The 20221-nt window shown below is 60.0% G+C and carries 19 protein-coding genes and 2 tRNA genes; 8 read left to right on the top strand and 13 right to left on the bottom strand.

All coding sequences use genetic code 11. The features are described from left to right. Positions 1-65: 65 nt before the first annotated feature. The 12 genes from AC3ZI9_RS15915 to dnaA all read right to left on the bottom strand — a co-directional run bounded on the left by AC3ZI9_RS15915 (position 66) and on the right by dnaA (position 12106). Entirely contained in the window at positions 66-266 is a 201-nt protein-coding gene (locus AC3ZI9_RS15915) for a hypothetical protein (protein WP_441356577.1), read from the bottom strand. A gap of 43 nt (positions 267-309) precedes the next feature. Continuing rightward, positions 310-382 (bottom strand) — tRNA-Ala (locus tag AC3ZI9_RS15910). 10 nt (positions 383-392) lie between these two features. Then, on the bottom strand, positions 393-509 hold the full coding sequence (locus AC3ZI9_RS15905) for a DLW-39 family protein (protein WP_444554469.1): 117 nt from the start codon (positions 507-509) through the stop codon (positions 393-395). Positions 510-546: 37 nt separating this feature from the next. Beyond that, positions 547-620, bottom strand: a tRNA-Ile gene (locus tag AC3ZI9_RS15900). 110 nt (positions 621-730) lie between these two features. Further along, complete coding sequence (locus AC3ZI9_RS15895) at positions 731-1282, bottom strand: DUF3566 domain-containing protein (RefSeq protein ID WP_444554468.1); 552 nt, start codon at positions 1280-1282, stop codon at positions 731-733. Further along, a complete protein-coding gene (gene gyrA, locus AC3ZI9_RS15890; RefSeq protein WP_444554467.1) occupies positions 1279-3969 on the bottom strand; it encodes a DNA gyrase subunit A in 2691 nt (896 codons plus the stop codon). Before gyrA ends, AC3ZI9_RS15895 begins: the two co-directional genes overlap by 4 nt. 49 nt (positions 3970-4018) lie before the next feature. Further along, positions 4019-6214 (bottom strand): DNA topoisomerase (ATP-hydrolyzing) subunit B, encoded by a 2196-nt coding sequence (gyrB, locus tag AC3ZI9_RS15885; protein WP_444554466.1) that lies wholly within the window; start codon positions 6212-6214, stop codon positions 4019-4021. Between the two features lie 261 nt (positions 6215-6475). After that, positions 6476-7033, bottom strand: a complete 558-nt coding sequence (locus AC3ZI9_RS15880) for a DciA family protein (protein WP_444554465.1) — start codon at positions 7031-7033, stop codon at positions 6476-6478. Further along, positions 7030-8217 (bottom strand): DNA replication/repair protein RecF, encoded by a 1188-nt coding sequence (gene recF, locus AC3ZI9_RS15875; RefSeq protein ID WP_444554464.1) that lies wholly within the window; start codon positions 8215-8217, stop codon positions 7030-7032. The genes AC3ZI9_RS15880 and recF overlap by 4 nt, the downstream gene beginning before the upstream one ends. 15 nt (positions 8218-8232) lie before the next feature. Next, entirely contained in the window at positions 8233-9120 is an 888-nt protein-coding gene (gene gnd / locus AC3ZI9_RS15870; RefSeq protein ID WP_444554463.1) for a phosphogluconate dehydrogenase (NAD(+)-dependent, decarboxylating), read from the bottom strand. Positions 9121-9163: 43 nt separating this feature from the next. After that, positions 9164-10285: a DNA polymerase III subunit beta gene (gene dnaN, locus AC3ZI9_RS15865; protein ID WP_444554462.1), complete on the bottom strand. Its 1122-nt coding sequence runs from the start codon at positions 10283-10285 to the stop codon at positions 9164-9166. A 405-nt stretch (positions 10286-10690) separates the two neighbouring features. Further along, the gene (gene dnaA / locus AC3ZI9_RS15860; RefSeq protein ID WP_444554461.1) at positions 10691-12106 is read right to left on the bottom strand and encodes a chromosomal replication initiator protein DnaA; all 1416 of its coding nucleotides are present in this window, start codon (positions 12104-12106) and stop codon (positions 10691-10693) included. Between the two features lie 519 nt (positions 12107-12625). On the opposite strand from dnaA, the gene rpmH reads away from it, so the two are divergent. The 8 genes from rpmH (at position 12626) to AC3ZI9_RS15820 (ending at position 18667) form a co-directional block, all read left to right on the top strand. Continuing rightward, complete coding sequence (rpmH, locus tag AC3ZI9_RS15855; protein ID WP_444554460.1) at positions 12626-12763, top strand: 50S ribosomal protein L34; 138 nt, start codon at positions 12626-12628, stop codon at positions 12761-12763. 70 nt (positions 12764-12833) lie between these two features. Further along, on the top strand, positions 12834-13229 hold the full coding sequence (gene rnpA, locus AC3ZI9_RS15850; protein WP_444554459.1) for a ribonuclease P protein component: 396 nt from the start codon (positions 12834-12836) through the stop codon (positions 13227-13229). Beyond that, a complete protein-coding gene (gene yidD / locus AC3ZI9_RS15845; protein ID WP_444554493.1) occupies positions 13216-13593 on the top strand; it encodes a membrane protein insertion efficiency factor YidD in 378 nt (125 codons plus the stop codon). Before rnpA ends, yidD begins: the two co-directional genes overlap by 14 nt. A gap of 6 nt (positions 13594-13599) precedes the next feature. Beyond that, positions 13600-14559, top strand: coding sequence for a membrane protein insertase YidC (gene yidC, locus AC3ZI9_RS15840; RefSeq protein ID WP_444554458.1), 960 nt, complete (start codon positions 13600-13602; stop codon positions 14557-14559). 69 nt (positions 14560-14628) lie between these two features. After that, positions 14629-15135, top strand: coding sequence for a Jag family protein (locus AC3ZI9_RS15835; protein ID WP_444554492.1), 507 nt, complete (start codon positions 14629-14631; stop codon positions 15133-15135). Between the two features lie 45 nt (positions 15136-15180). After that, positions 15181-15831, top strand: a complete 651-nt coding sequence (gene rsmG, locus AC3ZI9_RS15830) for a 16S rRNA (guanine(527)-N(7))-methyltransferase RsmG (protein ID WP_444554457.1) — start codon at positions 15181-15183, stop codon at positions 15829-15831. Between the two features lie 228 nt (positions 15832-16059). Then, entirely contained in the window at positions 16060-17013 is a 954-nt protein-coding gene (locus tag AC3ZI9_RS15825; RefSeq protein ID WP_444554491.1) for a ParA family protein, read from the top strand. Positions 17014-17548: 535 nt separating this feature from the next. Next, on the top strand, positions 17549-18667 hold the full coding sequence (locus tag AC3ZI9_RS15820; protein ID WP_444554456.1) for a ParB/RepB/Spo0J family partition protein: 1119 nt from the start codon (positions 17549-17551) through the stop codon (positions 18665-18667). A gap of 1214 nt (positions 18668-19881) precedes the next feature. On the opposite strand, the gene trxA is transcribed toward AC3ZI9_RS15820, so the two are convergent. Further along, positions 19882-20205, bottom strand: a complete 324-nt coding sequence (gene trxA / locus AC3ZI9_RS15815; RefSeq protein ID WP_444554455.1) for a thioredoxin — start codon at positions 20203-20205, stop codon at positions 19882-19884. Positions 20206-20221 lie beyond the last annotated feature (16 nt).

The raw sequence follows: 20221 nt of genomic DNA, 5'->3' as shown, positions 1-20221 counted from the left end.
TGAACCGCCGACTCGCTGAACACAGCGAGCACCACACCGGCGGGCGCGCCTTCCTCCACGACTCGCTACGGCTGCTCACCGACGCGCACCGTGCCTACACGCGCTCCGGAGACGCTGACAGGCGACTCGCGAACCAAGCGTTCTACACGCGCCTCGACATCACCGACGACGAACAGCTCCGTCCCACGCTGGCCGAACCTTTCGCGACGATCTTCCGCGAAGCGCACCAGGGCGGCGACGAAGGCAAGGAAGCGAAACGGGAACACACAACATCTTTCGATGTCGCGTGTTCCCGTAAGACACTTTGGGTGGAGGTAAGGGGACTCGAACCCCTAACCCCCTGCTTGCAAAGCAGGTGCGCTACCAATTGCGCCATACCCCCGTGACGGGAATCAATCGAGTTGATCCGTCGATGCCTTCCACACGGATTTCTCCGATTCGGAGGCCTTCCATCTACGGTAGACGACCACGGAGGCGGCGGCCACGACTGCGACCAATAATTTCCGCATGCATTCTCCACAGTTCCTGGAAGATGGAGGGATTCCGTGGGCGTACCAGGACTTGAACCTGGGACCTCTTCGTTATCAGCGAAGCGCTCTAACCGCCTGAGCTATACGCCCTCATTGTCCCTTCAGGACGAGATATGACTTTACCGGACCGGTCGCCGGGAAAACAAATCGGCTTCCGCGGCGTGGTGGACACGACGCCGCGGAAGCCGATCAGTACCCGATCAGTCGTCGGTGAGGGTGACCCCGATTCCACCGACCAGGGTGGAGGAAATGTTATAAAGCACGGCAGCGAGCATCGACATGGCCGTGAGCAGCACCACGTTCACAACGGCGATGATGGTCGCGAAGGAGGCAACCTGGCCCAGGGAAACTAGCTCCTTGAGGTCGAATCCTGACTCCGAACCGATCACCTCCCCGAGAAGATCGTTCACTCGATCAAAGATGCCGGTCAGATCCAGGACGGTCCACAGTACGACGGCCGCCACGACGGTGACGATCCCCAACGCCACCGACAACAAGAACGCCATCTTCAGGATCGACCAGGGATCGACCTTGCTGATGAGCAGTCGGGCCTTACGGACCTTCGCTTTGGGCGCCGGCCGCACGAGCTGCTGGGTCCCCTTCTTCTGGGCGGGGCTCCTGCCTGCGGCTGACTGGCCCGAAGGACGCTGGCCACCGGAGGCAGGTCGTTGCGTGGGAGCGGTCGGGCGTCCCTGCTGTCCGCCGGGCTTTTGCCGCGGCGCCGCTGGGCGCGGGTTGTTCGGGGTGCTCACGCATTACCTCCGTCGATTTCGGTCTCATCAGCAGCCTGGGTGGCTTCCACGGACTCCGCGGCAACGGAGCCGGTTTCACCATCGGCCGGTGCCCCGTCCACTACCGGTGCCCTCTGCTGAGAATCTTCAGGATCCAACGGTACTTCATCCTCGTCCTCATCGACTCCCAGCCCACGCTCAGCATTCTTGGCCACTGCGATGATCCGGTCCTTCTTATCCGGCTTCGCGAAGATGACCCCCATGGTGTCGCGTCCCTTGGCCGGCACCTGCGTGACCTTGGACCTGACGACCTTCCCGCGCTGCATGACCACGAGCACTTCGTCGGTTTCCTCGACGATGAGGGCCCCGGCCAGGACTCCGCGTTCGTCGGCCAACTTAGCCACCTTGATGCCGATGCCGCCCCGCGTCTGCACACGGTATTCCTGCACAGAGGTCCGCTTGGCGTAGCCTCCCTCCGTGACGGTGAAGACATAGGAGTCTTCTCCCACGACGCCCGCGGTCAGCAAGACGTCGTCATCACGGAACTTCATGCCGGTGACTCCCGACGTGTTCCTGCCCATCGGACGCAACGCTTCGTCGGTGGCTGTGAACCGCACGGACTGTCCGTGGCGTGAAACGAGCATCAGATCATCGGTTTCCGAGATCAGCTGCGCCGACACCAGCTCGTCGCCTTCCCGCAGGTTCACGGCGATCACCCCGGCGGAACGGTTCGTGTCGTAGTCGGTCAGTCGACTCTTCTTCACCAGTCCCCGGCGGGTTGCCAACACCAGATAGGGCGACTGCTCGTAATCGCGCAGGTCCAGGACCTGGGCAATATGCTCATCCGGTTGGAAAGCCATCACGTTCGCCACGTGCTGGCCCTTGGCATCGCGACCGCCCTCGGCCAGCTCGTAGCACTTCGCCCGGTACACGCGCCCGTGGTTGGTGAAGAAAAGCAGCCAGTTGTGCGTGGTGGTGACGAAGAAGTGCTCGACCACGTCGTCCCCACGCAACTGGGCGCCCCGGATCCCCTTGCCACCACGGTTTTGCGAGCGGTAGTTGTCGCTTCGGGTCCGCTTGATGTAGCCGCCGCGGGTGATGGTGACCACCATTTCCTCTTCGGGGATGAGGTCTTCCATCGACATGTCACCGTCATAGCCGGCGACGATCTGCGTACGACGGTCATCCCCGTGGCGCTGGACGATTCCGTCGAGCTCCTCGGAAATGATCTCGCGCTGACGCACCGGATCGGCCAGAATGATCTTGTATTCGGTGATCTCGGCCTCCAGCTTCGCGTGCTGGTCCTGGATCTTCTGGCGCTCCAGGGCTGCTAGTCGACGCAGCTGCATGTCCAGAATGGCCTGGGCTTGGAGGTCGTCGATATCGAGCAGGTCCTTCAGGCCGTTACGCGCGTCCTCGACGGTCGGAGACCGGCGGATGAGGGCAATGACCTCGTCCAAGGCGTCCAGCGCCTTGAGAAGTCCCCGCAAAATATGGGCCTGCTCTTCGGCCTTGCGCAGCCGGAACTGTGTTCGCCGGACGATGACATCGATCTGGTGGTTGACCCAGTGACGGATGAAGGCATCCAAGGACAAGGTACGCGGTACGCCGTCCACGATGGCCAGCATGTTTGCCGAGAAGTTCCCCTGCAGCTCCGTGTGCTTATAGAGGTTGTTCAACACCACCTTGGCGACGGCATCACGTTTGAGGACGATCACCAGACGCTGGCCGGTCCTGCCGGACGTCTCGTCACGGAGATCTGCGATGCCACCCATCTTGCCGTCCCTGACGAGCTCGGCGATCTTGATGGAAAGGTTGTCCGGGTTGGCCTGGTACGGCAATTCGGTGATGACCAGGCAGGTCCGCCCCTGCAGCTCCTCGACATTGACCACGGCACGCATGGTCACCGAGCCACGTCCGGTCCTATAGGCATCCTCGATACCGCGGCGGCCCAGGATGAGTGCCCCGGTGGGGAAGTCCGGTCCCTTGATGTGTTGCATCAAGGCTTCAAGCAGCTCTTCCTTCGTCGCCTCCGGATTCTGCAGGTACCACTGCGCACCGGCGGCCACTTCACGCAGGTTATGCGGAGGGATGTTGGTGGCCATTCCGACGGCAATGCCGGAGGAGCCGTTGACCAACAGGTTCGGGAACCGTGCCGGCAGAATCGTCGGCTCCTGGTTCTTCCCGTCGTAGTTGTCCTGGAAGTCGACGGTCTCCTCGTCGATTTCGCGAACCATCTCCATGGCCAGGGGAGCCATCTTGGTTTCCGTGTACCTCGGGGCCGCGGCACCATCATTGCCCGGGGAGCCGAAGTTCCCCTGTCCCAGGGCCAACGGGTAGCGCAAGGTCCAGTCCTGGATAAGCCGGACCAGGGCATCGTAGATCGCGGTGTCACCGTGGGGATGGTACTGACCCATGACCTCGCCGACCACACGCGCGCACTTGTTGTAGGACCGTTCCGGGCGGTAGCCGCCGTCGAACATCGCGTACAGGACGCGGCGGTGGACCGGCTTGAGCCCATCCCTGACGTCGGGCAGGGCACGGCCGACGATCACGGCCATCGCGTAGTCGAGATACGACCGTTGCATCTCGGTCTGCAGGTCGATGGGTTCGACCCTGTCGATGGTGGCCGCGGCCAGGGGCTGGTCCGGCTGCACGACGTCCTCGTGCTCCGGGTCGTGGGGGTTTTCTGGCGTCTCGTCGCTCATCGGTTTCTTCCTCTATTCAAAGCTGCGTCGGAACGTGGGGACGGTTTCCTCAGATATCGAGGAAGCGCACGTCCTTGGCGTTCTGCTGGATGAAGTTACGGCGGGATTCAACGTCCTCGCCCATGAGCACCGCGAAGATCTGATCCGCTGCGGCGGCGTCTTCCATGGTGATCTGACGCAGGGTCCGGTGGTCCGGGTCCATGGTGGTGTCCCAGAGCTCGGAGTAGTCCATTTCGCCCAGGCCCTTATAGCGTTGGATGGCGTTGTCCTTGGGGAGGCGCTTATTGGCCGCCGCACCAGCGGTCAGGGAGGCATCCCGCTCGGCATCCGAGAAGACGTATTCATGAGCCGAGTTGGACCACTTGATCCGGTACAGCGGTGGCTGCGCCAAGTACACGTAGCCATTTTCGATCAGCGGACGCATGTACCGGAAGACCAGGGTCAGCAGCAGCGTGGTGATGTGCTGGCCGTCCACATCGGCATCGGCCATCAACACGATCTTGTGGTACCGGAGCTTGGCCATATCGAATTCCTCGCCGATGCCCGTTCCGAAGGCCGTGATCATCGATTGGACCTCGGCATTTCCCAAGGCCCGGTCCAGGCGTGCACGCTCCACGTTCAGGATCTTCCCGCGCAACGGCAGGATGGCCTGGGTCCGGGGATCACGACCGCGTTTGGCCGAACCACCGGCGGAATCACCCTCCACGATGTAGACCTCGCACTCGGAGGGGTTCTTCGAGGAGCAATCCGAGAGCTTGCCCGGCATCCCGAATGACTCCAGCGGGGATTTGCGACGGGCATTGTCCCGGGCCTTCCGAGCCGCCATACGGGCCTGGGCGGCAAAAAGGGACTTCCTGATGATGTCCTTGGCCGTCGAGGGGTTGCGCTCGAGCCAGTCTCCAAGTTCGTCGTTGACCACACCCTGGACGAACCCCTTGGCCATGGAGTTGCCCAGCTTGGTCTTGGTCTGGCCCTCGAACTGCGGTTCTCCCAGCTTGATGGAGATCACCGCCGTGAGGCCTTCCCGGATGTCGTCACCGGTGAGGTTGTCATCCTTGTCCTTGAGGATGCCTTTTTCCTTGGCGTAGCGGTTGATCAGCGAGGTCATCGCCGCCCGGAAGCCCTCTTCGTGCGTTCCGCCCTCATGGGTGTTGATCGTGTTGGCGTAGGTATGGACGGATTCCGAATAGGCGGTCGTCCACTGCATCGCGACCTCAACGGAAATCATCCGTTCCGTGTCTTCGCTTTCGAAGGCGATGACGTCAGGGTGGACGAGGTCGGCCTTCTTCGACGTGTTGAGGTACTCCACATAGTCGAGCAACCCGTTTTGGTAGCAGTAGTCGACGAACCGGTGCTTGGGTTCCTCGGCCTCGTGGGCCCGTTCCTCAGTGTCGTCCTCGGCGATCTCATCGGCCGAATCATCGAGCGTGCGCTCATCGGTCAGGGAAATACGCAGACCCTTATTCAAGAAGGCCATCTGCTGGAAACGTATGCGGATGGTCTCGAAGTCGAACTCGGTGGTATCGAAGATCCCCGCATCCGGATAGAACGTGATCGTCGTTCCGGTCTTTTCGGTTTCCTCGCCCTTGACCAGTTCGCCCTGGGGCTTCCCGCCATCAGCGAATGACATCCGGTAGACGTTGCCCTGCCGATGAATCTCGGCGTCGACGCGGCTGGAAAGGGCATTGACGACCGAGACACCCACCCCGTGCAGACCGCCGGAAACGGCATAGCCGCCTCCACCGAACTTGCCACCGGCGTGCAGAATGGTCATGACGACCTCGACGGTCGGCCGTCCTTCGGTCGGGTGCATGTCCACGGGGATGCCACGTCCGTTGTCTTCGACCCGGACACCGCCGTCCTCCTGCAGGGCCACCTTGATGGTGTCGCAGTATCCAGCCAGAGCTTCGTCGACGGAGTTGTCGACCACCTCATAGACCAGGTGATGCAAGCCGCGCGGCCCCGTCGAGCCGATGTACATGCCGGGCCGTTTACGAACGGCCTCCAGGCCTTCCAGGACCGTGATGTCGCTGGCTCCGTAAGCGTGTTCGACCCGGTGGGAATTCTCGTGTGGTTCCTGCTCCACTACTGATTCCGGTTCTACGGCCGGACCGGGTTCCTGGGCCGCTATCGGCTCCTGTGGTGCTGTGGAATTCTCGTCCTCGGGGGTGGTGTTCTCAGTATCCACAGGCGGTGCAGACTCCTTGTGCGTTCTCGGAGGACGCCGATCCGGTAGATCGGGCATCCATGAACCGGCGCCCTGACCGTGGACGGGCGGGCACCGTAACTACAATTCTACCGTGTTTCTCAGCCGTGGTGGGGTAAATCAGCCCCCAATTGCCTCTCATTGGCAAAAAAACCGGCCTAGAAGCCTCTCCAGTGCCCTTGAGTGAGGCCCTATGTGCCGATGGGGCTCCCAGTGCCTCTGTAGCCGGTTCCCTGTCGGTAACTTCCGGGGGCGGTCGGTCTTCCATGACCGAAAAGCTTCTTCCTGGATGATCCGCAGCTATCCGTAGGTGTCCCGGGGCCCACGGCCAGCAACCCGGCGCATCCCCTTTTTCCAGCTGGGGGCCGAAGGGCCAAGGACTTGGATGACGGTGACCACTCCGGGCCCAAGCTTCTCGTCGAAGGTCTTGAGCAGGCTGTGGCTCAGGAGCCGGACCTGGGTCGCCCACGCAGTCGAATCACATCTGACCACGACGGTCGTGTCCTCGAAGCTTTCCGGCGTGCAGTGGGCATTGATTTGCGGTCCCACCAATTCGGTCCACCGGGACATCACCGATCCAACGGCCACCGGGGATGTCCACCCCCTATCACGGACCATTCGTCCGAACACCGTCCCGATGCCCTGTGGATCCCGGCCGTCCTCGTAGGAGACACCAGTGGGTGAACGGCGCCGCATCTCCCGGGCCTGCGCGCTACGTTCTCCTGCCCGCCGGGCCCTGGCTGCATCTATCCTGACTTCTCCCCGGGCCACGGCATTCTGACGCATGCGATTCAACATGGTCCGGGCAGCATCGAATTCCGCCGGCCCTTCCCCGGGGGTCTTATCGGCCGGGCTCATGCCGATACCGTTCCTGGACCCACGGTCAGCACCCGCCCACCCAACTCATCCGGGACGTCGCCGACGACCGCGGCCGTCACGATGACCTGTTCGGCGTCGGCGACCACCGCCGCCAATTTTTGTCGCCGTGAAAGGTCGAGCTCGGCGAACACGTCATCAAGGATGAGGATCGGCTTCGCACCGGGTCGCGCGTCGTCTTCACACAGGGCACGGTAGACCGCCAATCGAAGCGACAGGGCGAGGGACCACGTTTCACCATGGGAGGCATATCCCTTGGCCGGCGCCTGTCCAAGACCGAGAACCAGATCATCCCGATGTGGTCCAACCAGAGTCAGTCCCCGTTCGAGTTCCTTCTTGCGCTGGGACCCCAAGGACGCCAGGAAGGCCTCGTGGAGCTCCTCCAGATCGAGCTCGGCCAGCGGGCTGCGTTCCCCGGCGGCCAGCGGTTGCTCCCCGTTGTTGTCTTCGGCGGGGAGGACACCACCAACCGTGGACGTATAAATAACCGTGGCGGGTTTCGAGCCGTCCGTCAGCCCCGCATAGGCATCCGAAATATGTCCTTCGATGGTGGCCACGACATCCAACCGACCGCGCAACAGTTTTGCCCCGGCCGATGCCAGATGCTGATCCCACACGGCAAGCGTGGCTTCATGGGAGGTGGACAATCGTCCAGACGAACGGGCCGATTTCAGCAGGGCATTGCGTTGTTTAAGGACGCGTTCGTAGTCGGACCTCGTGGCGGCTTGATGGGGCTGCAAGGCAACCAGGACATCATCGAGATAGCGCCGGCGTTCCGAGGGATCCCCCTTGACCAATGCCAGGTCTTCGGGCGCGAACAGCACGGTTCTCACTATGCCCAGGATCTCGCGGGCCCTGACGGGGTTGGCCCGGTTGATTCTCGCCCGATTGGTCTTCCCCGCCGTGATTTCCAGTTCAAGCCCCACCGCCTGCTCCCCCCGATGGATCCGGGCCCGAACCAGAGCCTGGTCGGCATCGAAATGAATCAAGGGAGCATCATTGGACACCCGGTGTGAGGACAACGAAGCCAAATAGCCCAAGGCTTCGGCAATATTGGTCTTCCCCACGCCATTGGGACCAGCGAAGACCGTCGTGCCCGGAGCGAGTTCGAGGTCGATTTGGCGATAGGAACGGAAGTCGGTCAGGGAAACATGAGAAACGTACAACTGCTGATGTCCCGCTTATTCGCCCGGCCGGCGCACCGCGTGTCCGCCGAACTGGTTCCGCAGGGCGGCAACCATCTTCATTGCCGGTGCATCTTCTTGCCGCGAGGCAAACCGGGCAAAGACCGAAGCCGTAATGGCGGGGGCAGGAACCGCATTGGCGATGGCCTCTTCAACGGTCCAACGGCCTTCTCCTGAATCCTCTACATAGCCGGCGATGTCCTTGAGTTCCGGGTCTTCCTTCAAGGCCTTGACCAGCAGATCCAGCAACCACGAACGGATGACCGTTCCTTGCTGCCAGGCACCGAACGTTCCGGGGACGTCTTTGATGATCTCCTTCGCGGCAAGGAGCTCATAGCCTTCGGCGTAAGCCTGCATGATGCCGTATTCAATGCCGTTGTGGACCATTTTCGCGTAATGCCCAGCGCCGATGTCGCCGACGTGGACGAAACTCTCGGATCTGGTTCCCTCCGGCCTCAACGCATCAAAGAGCGGAAGAAGTTCCTCGATGTCCTCCGGAGCACCGCCGGCCATGAGCCCGTAGCCGTTCTCCAGGCCCCAGACGCCACCTGAAACGCCGCAATCCACAAAGCGTATGCCGCTTTTGGCCAGGTCGGTGCCATGGCGGATGTCGTCGCTGAATCGGGTGTTTCCGCCGTCAACGACCAGATCGTCCTCCCCCAGTTTTCCCGCGAGCTCCGAGACAACCGCATCGGTGACGGCCCCTGAGGGAACCATGATCCACAGGACTTTACGATCCGGCAGCAGGGCCAGTAGTTCATCGACGGATCCGACATCGGTCACGTCGGGGTTCCGATCGTACCCAGTGACGTCGATTCCACCCTGGCGAAGGCGGGCCCGCATGTTGTAGCCCATCTTGCCCAAGCCGATCATTCCGATGTGCATGGCATCCTCCTCGATAGTGGAATCCCCGGTCGGTGGATTGGCCTTAGTTTGGAAGTCGTACCGGCATGACCAGGTAGCGGTAGTCGTCCTCGTCGTTTCCGTCGAGTGCCTTTTGGGCGGTCATCATCGCCGGTTTGGGGGCGGTGGTGAACGAGAACCGAACGAACTCCGTGTTGAAGGCATTCAAGCCCTCGCTCAGGTACGCGGGATTGAACGCCACCGTGATCTCTTCGCCTTCAAGCTGGGCCTCGATGGCTTCTTCGGCCTGTGCGTCTTCGCCCGTACCGGCATCAAGGGCCAGCTGGGAATCGGTGAAGGCCAGTCGAACGGGTGTATTCCGTTCTGCAACGACGGCGACGCGACGCACTGCTTCAACCAACTCGTGGGTGCGGACCGTCGCATGGATGGGGGTGTTCTCCGGGAACAACGACCTGATCTTCGGGTAATCGCCGTCGACCAGGAGTGAAGTCGTGCGTCGGCTACCGCTTTCGAAACCAATGAGGTCGCTGTTCTCTCCGAGGGCGATCTGCAACTCCCCGGCACCGCCAAGGGTCTTGGCGACTTCGTTGAGCGTCTTGGCCTTCACCAGGGCCGAGGTTGAGATGCCGGGAGTTGTGGGCTTCCAATGAACCTCACGCATGGCCAGACGGTAACGGTCGGTGGCCAGGAAAGTGATCAGGTCATCCTCGATCTCCATCTTCACACCCGTGAGGATCGGCAGTGTGTCGTCCTTTGAGGCGGCGACGATGACTTGGGCGATGGCCTCGGAGAAGGCTGCCCCGTCCACGACACCGGCGATTTCCGGCAGGACCGGTAGTTCGGGGTAGTCGGCCACGGGCATGGTCGCCAGGTGGAAACGGCTACGGCCACAAGTGACGGTGACCTTGGAGCCTTCCGTTTCGATGGTGACGGTCGACTGGGGCAGGCTTCGGCAGATCTCAGCCAGCAGTTTGCCTGAAACAAGAATGGTGCCGGGAGTGGAGACTTCCGCCGCGATCTCCAAATGAGCAGAAATTTCGTAATCGAAACCGGCGAAGGAGACCACCGAGTCTCCCGCATTGATGAGGATCCCCGAGAGGACCGGCGAGGGAGGCCGCTGTGACAGCGAACGGGCGGTCCAGGACACGGCATCTGCCAGAACGTCCCTTTCAACACTGAACTTCACGTAGTGATCCGCCTTTCACAGCTTTTGGTGACAACTTTCCGGTGCAAGCTTAGCCCGAGTCATCAACGTGGGCATACTGCCCCGGTGGGATCTGTGCTCAGCAGGCCAGAGTGGTCGGGAACGGGAACTTGTTATCTGGATTCTTCTAGAAAGAGGGATTAGTAGTGTTAATAACCCTTGTGGATACTGTGGATAACCATGTCCCGCGTGTTCGTCTCGGGCTTTAAGGCTGTTCACAACTTGTGGGTTCCCATCGTGTGAAGTCCAACGGGCCGGTGGATAAAAACTATTGGTATTTCGGGGGTCCACAGGAATCCTGTAGTTATCCGCAGAAGAACCTAGTCGTCCACTTAATTATCCACAGACTTATCCACAAGCGTTCATATCGCTGGAAACTCGGGCTTCCTAGCCCTCGCGCTGTTGTTGCTTGATGCGGTTGGTCAGTTCGGTCACCTGATTGAAGATCGCCCTGCGCTCTGCCATGAGTTCCCTGATCTTGCGGTCCGCGTGGATCACGGTCGTATGGTCACGCCCTCCGAGTTCCGCCCCGATTTTTGGAAGCGACATGTCGGTGAGCTCACGCAGTAGATACATCGCGATCTGTCGCGCGGTCACCAGGGTGCGTGTCCTGGATTTGCTGTTGAGTTCCTCGATGCTGAGATTGAAGTAGTCAGCGGTCTGGGCGATGATCGCGGCCGGCGTGATCTCCTGGGCTCCCTCGTCCGTGATCAGGTCCTTGAGTACTTGCTCGGCCAATGTCAGGTCCACGGTCTGGTTGTTCAAGGAGGCAAAAGCCGTCACGCGGATCAGGGCGCCTTCGAGCTCGCGGATGTTCGTTGAAATCTTCGAGGCGATGTACTCCATGACATCGTCCGGCGCCGAAAGTCCCTCTGCGGTGGCCTTTTTGCGCAGGATAGCGATCCTGGTTTCCAACTCAGGGGGCTGGATGTCGGTCAACAGTCCCCATTCGAAACGCGAGCGCATCCGGTCTTCAAAACCCGCCAGTTGTTTCGGCGGTAGATCCGAGGTGATGACGACTTGCTTATTGTGGTTGTGCAACGCGTTGAATGTGTGGAAGAACTCCTCCTGTGTCGCATCCTTGTTCGCCAGGAACTGGATGTCGTCGATCAGGAGGATATCGACGTTGCGGTACGTCTGCTTGAAGCTGGCGCCCTCGTCGTCGCGGATGGAGTTGATGAAGTCGTTGGTGAACTCTTCGGAGTTCACATATCTGACCCTGATGCCGTTGTACAGATGTCGGGCGTAGTGGCCGATGGCGTGGAGCAAGTGGGTCTTGCCCAACCCGGAATCCCCATATATGAACAGCGGGTTATATGCCTTGGCGGGTGCTTCAGCGACCGCCACGGCGGCGGCGTGGGCGAAGCGGTTCGATGAGCCGATCACGAAGGTATCGAAGATGTATTTGGGGTTCAGGCGACCGAACTCCTGGGAATTCGAGGGCGGGGAAGGTTGGGGACGGTGGTCGCTCATCCGTTCCTTGGCCACCGGAGCCGGCTCGGGCTTGCTGGGCTCCGGCTCCGTGTCCGGGACCAGATCGGCATCAATGCTGAAGGCACAGAGGATGTCATCCTGGAAGACCTGGCGTAGTGCCGCGTCGAGGGAATTCTTCAGTTGGGTTTGGAGAACTTCGCGGGTCAATTCATTGGGCACGGCCAACAGCAGGGTGGTGCCGATCAAGCCGAGCGGCCGGGCATGCACCACGAATCCGCGCTGGCGGGGGGTGACCCGATCGTCTTGTTCGAGTATCCGAACGACTTGACGCCAGGAGCTGCCGACACTGTTGGATTCGTCTGTGCTCATTGCGATCTCCCCCTTCAAGGTGGGCCGGTCCGGTGATAGGTTTCCGCTGGCCCGCACCCTAAGCGAAAGACGACCAACGAGTTTCGATTCTAGCCGTCATCCACAGCGTTATTCACAGTCCGTGGATAACTGCGAAGTATTGGCGAGCAGCCGCGCAAGTCCAATGAATTGCTGCGGATAACTACCATGAGCGCGATCGAGGACGATGGCCGGTAGCGGGAAATCACCCAAATGCCTTGTTCGTTGTCCACAACTGTGGATTAATGAAGACGAAGTTATTCACAGCCCGGTAGTCGGATGTCCGAGGTATCCGCCGCGTGCCGGTTTGACCTTGCTACCACGCGTCGCCTATCGTAGTTTAGTCCTGTGTGTGTGCTTTGGGACCCTGCAATCCGTCCGCTTACGCGGGATTCGGGCCAGGCAACCCAATGTGCCACATGAAATACGAGCGTCAGCCTGTTCTTCCCCCTTGTAGCAACGGGTTAAGGCGCATCCTTTGATCGTCTTGGAGTTACTACTGTGAGCAAGCGGACTTTTCAGCCGAATAACCGCCGTCGTGCCAAGAAGCACGGCTTCCGTCTTCGTATGCGCACCCGTGCAGGTCGCGCCATCATGTCAGCACGCCGGTCCAAGGGCCGCACCGAGCTGTCTGCATAGCATCGAGCCATTCCTGCGGACCGCGCGTGGGTGACGTGAGCATGTTCCCCGACGGAGTCGGATACTGACCATGTTGCCCATGAGACACCGTCTGCGCGCAGCCGCGGAATTCTCTGCCACCGTACGTTCCGGCGCCCGTTCTGGGCGCCGGAACGTCGTGCTATATGCACGCTTGCGGCCTGAGGCCGATCATGCCGAACCCACGCGGTTCGGTTTTATCGTGTCCAAGGCCGTCGGGAACGCGGTGACCCGCAATCTCGTTAAAAGGAGGTTGAGGGCCGTCGCGGCACAGGAACTTCCCTCACTGGCGTCAGGATACGACGTCGTGGTGCGAGCCCTTCCCGCTTCGGCTCAGGCCACATGGGCGGGTTTATCCGCGGATGCGCGCCGAGCGTTGGACAATTCGTGCCAGCAAGCAGCCGAGCTGAAGACGGAGAGCAGAAGAAGGAGGCATTCGGTTGGCTGAAGTCCCTTCAGATGCTGGTCCCGGACCCCTTCGCTGGCTCTGGGATCTTCCCCGGAACCTCTTGATCCTCTTGATCATGGGGTATCGGAAGGCAATCTCGCCCTTATACGGGGACGTCTGTCGATACTTTCCCAGTTGCTCGGCGTACGGCCTGGAAGCGGTCACCGCACATGGAGCCGTCAAGGGCAGCGCGTTGGCTTTTTGGCGCGTCCTTCGCTGCAATCCATGGAGTCACGGCGGCATCGATCATGTCCCTGCAGGATCCAGGATTTGGCCAGAAGGCAGAACCCCCAAGATCATGGTGTTGAATCATCCGCCGATTCCCGCCGACGATGATGCCGCGGATGCGGCTCGAGGAGCATAACCGGAAATGAACTTCCTAGACACACTTCTGTGGCCATTCACCCAAGTGGTCTCATGGATCCTTCGGGCCTTCCACGCGATCTTTACTTTCGTGGGCATGGATCCCGATTCGGGGTGGACCTGGACGTTGTCCATCATCTGCCTGGTGTTGCTCATTCGTACTGCACTGATCCCTGTGTTCGTAAAACAGATCAAGGCCCAGCGGGCGATGCAGGTCCTCCAACCCGATCTGAAGAAGCTGCAGGCTAAATATAAGGGTAAGAAGGACCAGCTCTCGCAGCAGGCCATGATTGCCGAACAGCGGGAGCTGTTCAAGAAGCACAAGACGAACCCGTTGGCTTCCTGCTTGCCGATTCTGGTGCAGATGCCGTTCTTCTTCGCCCTCTTCCGAACACTGAACAACGCTTCGCATGCCAGTGATCAAGGGGAAAGCGTCGGGGCATTGTCCGTCAACCTGGTGCGTAGCTTTGACGGGTCGACTATTTTTGGCGCCGGCCTGTCGGAAACCTTCCTCGGAACGGTGAATTCTGGGGCCCCGAAAGTCTCCGTCATCATCACTGCGATCGTGATGATCATCGCGATGTCTGCGAGCCAGTTCACGACGCAGCGACAGATCATGACCAAGAACATGACGAAGGAAGCCCTCCAGGGCCCCTTCATGCAGCAGCAGAAGATGATGATGTACATCCTGCCGCTGGTGTTCGGCATCGGCGGCATCAACTTCCCCATCGGTGTACTGATCTACTGGACCGCCACGAACGTCTGGACGCTGGGGCAGCAGTTCTACGTGATCCGCAACAACCCGACACCCGGCTCCCAAGCGGCACGCGAACTCAATGAACGTCGTGCAGCTAAGGGTCTTCCGCCTCTCGGGCAGAAGAAGACCGACGAAGTGGTCGAAGCCGAGGTCATCGAGCCCAAGGGACAGCGCGAGCAACCGCAGCGCAAGAACAGGAAGAAGAAGTAGACGATGAGTGCCGACGATGTGAACGCCACCGACACGGTCGAGAACACCGTGGATGAGACGAAGCCTTCCATGCAGGCGATGGACCAGACCGCAGATGCGCCGAACCGTGCTGAGGAAGAGGGGGACATCGCCGCGGACTATCTCGAGGAATTGCTCGATATCGCCGATCTGGATGGTGATCTCGACATCGAGATCAGGAATGGTCGGACCTATATCTCCATCGTCAGTGAAGAAGCCGAAGACGAATCCCTGAAGGACCTGATCGGTCGTGACGGGGAAGGCCTAGAAGCCCTCCAGGAACTGTCCCGTCTCGCAGTTCTCTCGGCGACGGGCAATCGTTCACGGCTCGTTCTGGATATTGCCGGATACCGCGATGGTCGGGCAGGCGAATTGAAGAAGATCGCCGAAGAGGCCGTGGCGAGCGCCCGCGAAAGCGGTGAGGACATTGCGCTGGATCCTATGAGCGCTTATGAACGAAAGTTGGTTCATGACGCGGTCGCCGATCTCGGATTGCAAAGTGAATCCGAGGGCGAAGGAAGCCGCCGACATATCGTTGTATCACTGGGCGACGCCTAACCCTACGGCGAGTTCGACCTTACCGAAGCCAGGAACAGGAGCGTTGTGATTCAGGAAGTACAGCCCAGTGAAGCGGAATTGAGGGCGGCGCAGGCCATATTCGGAGATCGTTTGCCTTTGGCCGAAAGGTACGTTCAGCACCTTGCCACCACCGGGATGGAACGTGGCCTCCTCGGCCCGCGGGAAGTGCCTCGTCTCTGGAGTAGACACGTGTTGAATTGCGCGGTGGTCGCCGAGCTCATTGCTGAAGGGGCAGAGGTTGCCGATGTGGGAAGTGGCGCAGGGTTGCCCGGCCTGACCTTCGCGATTGCTCGTCCCGACCTGTCGTTGACTTTGATCGAACCCCTTGAGCGGCGTTGTATCTGGCTGAACGAAGTAGTGGAGGACCTCGGGTTGGAAAACGTCACCGTGTACCGTTCCCGGGCCGAACAGGCGGTGGAGCACATCAACGCGGATGTGGTCACCGCTCGCGCCGTGTCTGCATTGGGCAACCTGGCCGGGCTCACGATCCCCCTGCTGCATGGACGGGGCGAGGTGTTGGCGATCAAGGGTCGTAGTGCAGCGGAGGAAGTCGATAAGGCAGCCAAGGTCCTGCGAAAACTTGGCGCCAGGGAAACTGAAGTCCTGACCGTGGGAGATTCGTTGCTGGAGGAAACCACGACCGTAGTGAGGATCAACGTCGGTACCGCGTCCTGACCGGTAGGCTGTACTGGTGGCGAACTCGTCATGGATGTGGTGAGGAGAAGCGACCATGAATGGCACGGAGGTCTTAACAGGCCCCACCGAGTGGCTTCAGCACTCGACCGGCACACTGCCACCAGTAGAGCAATCGTATTCGGTTGTTTCTTACGTTTCACGTGAAACGTGGTTCTGCCGGTATGGAGCTAGCCGTGCACTTCACGCCCAGCCCTGGAGGACGGCAGCATCAAGCAGCAAGAAGAATTTCAGTCGGAAGCGAAGGCACCGGTTCGGAACATGATGGACAGCATCGACGAGAGCACCCCGCTGGCAAGCCAGCTGGCCAACGAAACCAAGCGTCGCGAGAAGCTCAGCGGGACGACCTTGCCCAAGCCCGATAGCACGCGGTACCTGACGGTCAGCAACCAAAAGGGTGGCGTCGGTAAAACCACTACGACCGTGAACATCGCTGCGGCGTTGGCGAAGGCCGGCATGAATGTCCTGGTGGTTGATATCGATCCACAGGGCAATGCCTCCACTGCCTTGGGAATTGATCACCACGCCGAAGTGGACAGTATTTACGACGTGCTGATCAACGATGTTCCGCTGGGTGATGTCTTGGCGCCATGTCCGCAGTTCCCCAATCTCTTGGTGGCCCCGGCGACGATCCACCTGGCTGGCGCGGAGATCGAGTTGGTATCGCTCGTGGCCCGGGAGCAACGACTTCGCAGGGCCTTGGACCAGTACGCCAAAATGCTGGAAGATCAAGGGGCCGAACGAATCGACTATGTCTTCGTGGACTGCCCTCCCAGTCTTGGGTTGCTGACGGTCAATGCCTTCGTTGCCGCGCAGGAAGTGCTTATTCCGATCCAATGCGAGTACTACGCACTCGAGGGCCTGAGCCAGCTGCTCAGCAACATTGAACTGATCCAAAAGCACTTGAACTCAGATCTGGTTGTTTCCACGATACTTTTGACGATGTACGACGGCCGGACCAACCTGGCATCACAGGTTGCGGATGAGGTGAGGGAGCACTTCCCGAACCAGGTCCTCCAGGCATTGATTCCCCGGAGTGTCAGGATTTCAGAGGCTCCGAGCTATCAGCAGACGGTCGTCACTTATGACCCGAGCTCAACGGGTGCGCTGTCCTATCTGGAGGCAGCCGCGGAGATCGCCGAACGGGGCGTCAGCGGCTCCTGAAGCTCTTGGTTGCCAGTAGACTCTTGGTAGGTAATTTTGCGCGCACCCGGGCGCGCTGGCAAGGTCGAGAGGACGACGAATGGTTGAGAAGCGGCGCGGTTTGGGACGTGGGCTTGGTGCCCTGATCTCTGGTAGTCCGTCAAACGAGGAAGAAGAGCCCTCTCAGGTTGATAATGGGCTTTCTTCGTCGTCAGAGGGCATTCCAAAGGCGTCTTCACCTGCGGAGACGAGTCATGATGCAGGCCGGCCGAATGGTGCTCTTTCAGCAGTGAACATCGAGAGTGAATCCGATTCCAAGGGATCCAAGGGTTCGTCCACTTCTTCTGTTTCACGTGAAACACCACCAACAAAGAGGAAGAGTAGTTCCTCCAGCCAGGCGACCAGTCCGGGGAAGACCTCTTATGCATCCTCGACACCTGATGATATCGATAAGGGGGCGGCAACACCGCCGAAGACCCCTAAGGAGGCACAGAAGTCGTCGACGCGTCCCAGTTCTACAACGAAGCAGCCTTCACGGAGGAGTCGTCCGGTTGATATGTTCTTCAGCTCAGAGCAGGGAGGGACTGAAGAAGGAAAGCCGGGCGATGAGATCGCTGATTCTGATCGCAAGCCAGCCACACCCAGGAACCGCCGTGTAGCTGTTCCGAACGTGCTCGGTAACGTGCGGACCTCGCGTGATCCAGCAACCGATCCCTCCGATCAGGCGGTAGGGTCCAGAGGACCAAATACCGATGAGGAAGCTGAATCTCGGAAGGGTGTTGCTGACGATAAGTCCTCGACGGCAGGTGAGTCTCGATCTTCAGAGGACGATGTTTCACGTGAAACGCTGGTCGCGGTACCCGGGGCGACGTTCGCGGAAGTGTCTGTCGCGAGCATCCACCCGAACCGTAAGCAGCCACGTACCGTCTTTGATGATGATGACATGGCTGAACTCGTGCACTCGATTCGCGAAGTCGGACTTCTGCAGCCGATCGTGCTGCGTCCATCGGATGAAGGTGGAGATCAACTCTATGAGCTCGTCATGGGTGAACGGCGTTGGCGTGCTGTCCAGGAAGCCGGCCTGACGACCATCCCGGCAATCGTGCGGGAGACGTCGGATACCGCACTACTGCGAGATGCGCTGTTGGAGAACCTACACCGTGCGCAGTTGAATCCCCTGGAGGAGGCGGCGGCTTATCAACAACTCATGCAGGAGTTCGACTGTACTCAGGATGAATTGTCTGAGCGTATTGGTCGTTCCCGGCCACAGATCTCCAACACTATTCGTCTGATGCGACTGCCTGCCCTGGTTCAGCGACGGGTTGCTGCCGGTGTGCTATCCGCAGGTCATGCTCGTGCCCTCCTCGGACTTGAAGATGTCGCGGATATGGAGCGACTAGCGCAGCGTATCGTCAACGAGGGTCTCTCGGTCCGGGCGACGGAAGAGATCGTAGCGATGAATGATGGTCTGCGGCGCAAGCCGAAGGAAAAGGCTCCGCGTTCGACTGCACGGCACGAAAGACTCGATTATTTGGCCAATTCGTTGTCAGATCATCTGGAAACCAATGTCAAGATCAGCCTCGGAGCAAAAAAGGGTCGCGTCAGCATCGAATTCGGCTCGGTCGATGATCTGAATCGAATCATGGGAGTCATAGCGCCATCTGCTGAGCAGTAGTGTTCGTCAGTCGAGCGGGTGGGTTTCACGTGAAACCCACCCGCTTCTTTTATCCCCGCCCGGCCGTAGTTCCGAAAAACTTGTAGACAGTCCCCTGTCAGAGTAGGCACGGAGTCGGAAAAGGGAACCAAGTGAGCGCTCTCGTCCGACAAAATCCATAAATCCTATGTTTCACGTGAAGCGCGACCGTATTCGGGAGCCCGGTAGTAGCTATTGCCTGGGTGCGTTCAAAGGACGCGGGGTATCAGTTGAAGCCAAATCAATGATCTTGGCGTCGTGTACGGCCGATTCACTGACGCGACCATCCGAGCCGTTGACGCAACGATGTTCCACGTGAAACGTGGACTGCAGCCTCACGCCTTTGATGTGGTGGTGGGCTGGACTACGACCGTACTCTTGAGACTCGATTAGTTATCAATGTCCCCATCGACGCGACTGGTTCGACCCGAGTTATTGAGTGCCTGATTCGCACGTCGCCTGGGCGTGAGCGACCGCCGGAGACTTCGTTATCCCCAGAATATTAACAATGTGCATATCTTGTGGATAAGTTATGACGCTTGCACGAGATTCATGCTTGGAGGATGTTCCACGTGAAACGATGGTTCGAGGTGGATGGTCGCTCGACGGGTTCGGATGAGGGCCCTGGATCGTGGAATCAGTGAAATTCATCCATTGCATCTCTCGTGACCGGACCGACCAGGAATCCATAGAAAGTTGGTTCGGTGAGCGCGTTGATGAGAAATCATTTACTGAAAAGGAGAGAAGAGACAAACGCAACTGATCCCGTTGGTATCGAGGGTCTTTGGGCCCGGTCTTGAGGGATCCAGTGCTGGTCCCGCGTCTGTTGGGTCCCCCGGACAGGCTGGGAACACCGGGATACTGCGTCAGATAGTGATGCATTGAGCGCGGTGGATGTCCTATGGCACCGTCGTCGGCTGCTGTTGACGGAGCAGGGCGTCTGAGGGGGTAGTTTGACCATGGCGCGAACGGAGTTTCCTGGAGCCAGGGGGACGGCGCCCGGCGGAGCCCCCGGCGTGAGCAGTGGTCCGAAGGGGTCCAGTGACGTGGTGGGGAAGCTTCTCGCCGTCCTCCGAGCATCCGCGGGAAGGACCCGCGGTCCGCACCGGGCATAAAAACGGGGCCGCCTTCCATGTTGCATGGTAGGCGGCCCCGTTTCGGTCGTGGAGTGCCGGCGCATTGCCGGCTGCGTCCTTCTAGAGGAAGGCCGCGAACTCCTGCTCAAGCGCCTGCTTGGGCTTGGCACCAATGGAACTGGCCACGTGTTCGCCCTTGTCGAAGACATAGACCGCCGGGATGCTGGTGATGCCGTACTTTGCGGCAATTCCGGGGTTGTCATCGACGTTGACCTTGACCACGTCGACCTTATCGGCGTGCTCTGCGGCGATCTGGTCGAGAATGGGCGACAGCTGGCGGCAGGGCCCACACCATTCGGCCCAGAAGTCCACGATGACGGGCTTCGGTGCATCCAGCACGTCGGCCTGGAAGGAGCTGTCTGTAACGTCCTTTGCCTGACTCATGATTGGTCGTCCTTTC

The organism is Arthrobacter sp. AOP36-F1-5, from assembly GCF_058137995.1.
Note: the sequence above shows the minus strand (reverse complement) of the source record. Positions and strands in the feature narration are given on the sequence as shown.

Bases quoted from the DNA above. Each gene is read 5' to 3' on its own strand.
- gyrA (WP_444554467.1), bottom strand. From the start codon at position 3,969: ATGAGCGACGAGACGCCAGAAAACCCCCACGACCCGGAGCACGAGGAC.
- AC3ZI9_RS15820 (WP_444554456.1), top strand. From the start codon at position 17,549: ATGTTCTTCAGCTCAGAGCAGGGAGGGACTGAAGAAGGAAAGCCGGGC.
- AC3ZI9_RS15880 (WP_444554465.1), bottom strand. From the start codon at position 7,033: ATGAGCCCGGCCGATAAGACCCCCGGGGAAGGGCCGGCGGAATTCGAT.
- yidC (WP_444554458.1), top strand. From the start codon at position 13,600: ATGAACTTCCTAGACACACTTCTGTGGCCATTCACCCAAGTGGTCTCA.
- dnaA (WP_444554461.1), bottom strand. From the start codon at position 12,106: ATGAGCACAGACGAATCCAACAGTGTCGGCAGCTCCTGGCGTCAAGTC.
- AC3ZI9_RS15905 (WP_444554469.1), bottom strand. From the start codon at position 509: ATGCGGAAATTATTGGTCGCAGTCGTGGCCGCCGCCTCCGTGGTCGTC.
- gnd (WP_444554463.1), bottom strand. From the start codon at position 9,120: ATGCACATCGGAATGATCGGCTTGGGCAAGATGGGCTACAACATGCGG.
- rnpA (WP_444554459.1), top strand. From the start codon at position 12,834: ATGTTGCCCATGAGACACCGTCTGCGCGCAGCCGCGGAATTCTCTGCC.
- AC3ZI9_RS15835 (WP_444554492.1), top strand. From the start codon at position 14,629: ATGCAGGCGATGGACCAGACCGCAGATGCGCCGAACCGTGCTGAGGAA.
- gyrB (WP_444554466.1), bottom strand. From the start codon at position 6,214: ATGCCCGATCTACCGGATCGGCGTCCTCCGAGAACGCACAAGGAGTCT.
- trxA (WP_444554455.1), bottom strand. From the start codon at position 20,205: ATGAGTCAGGCAAAGGACGTTACAGACAGCTCCTTCCAGGCCGACGTG.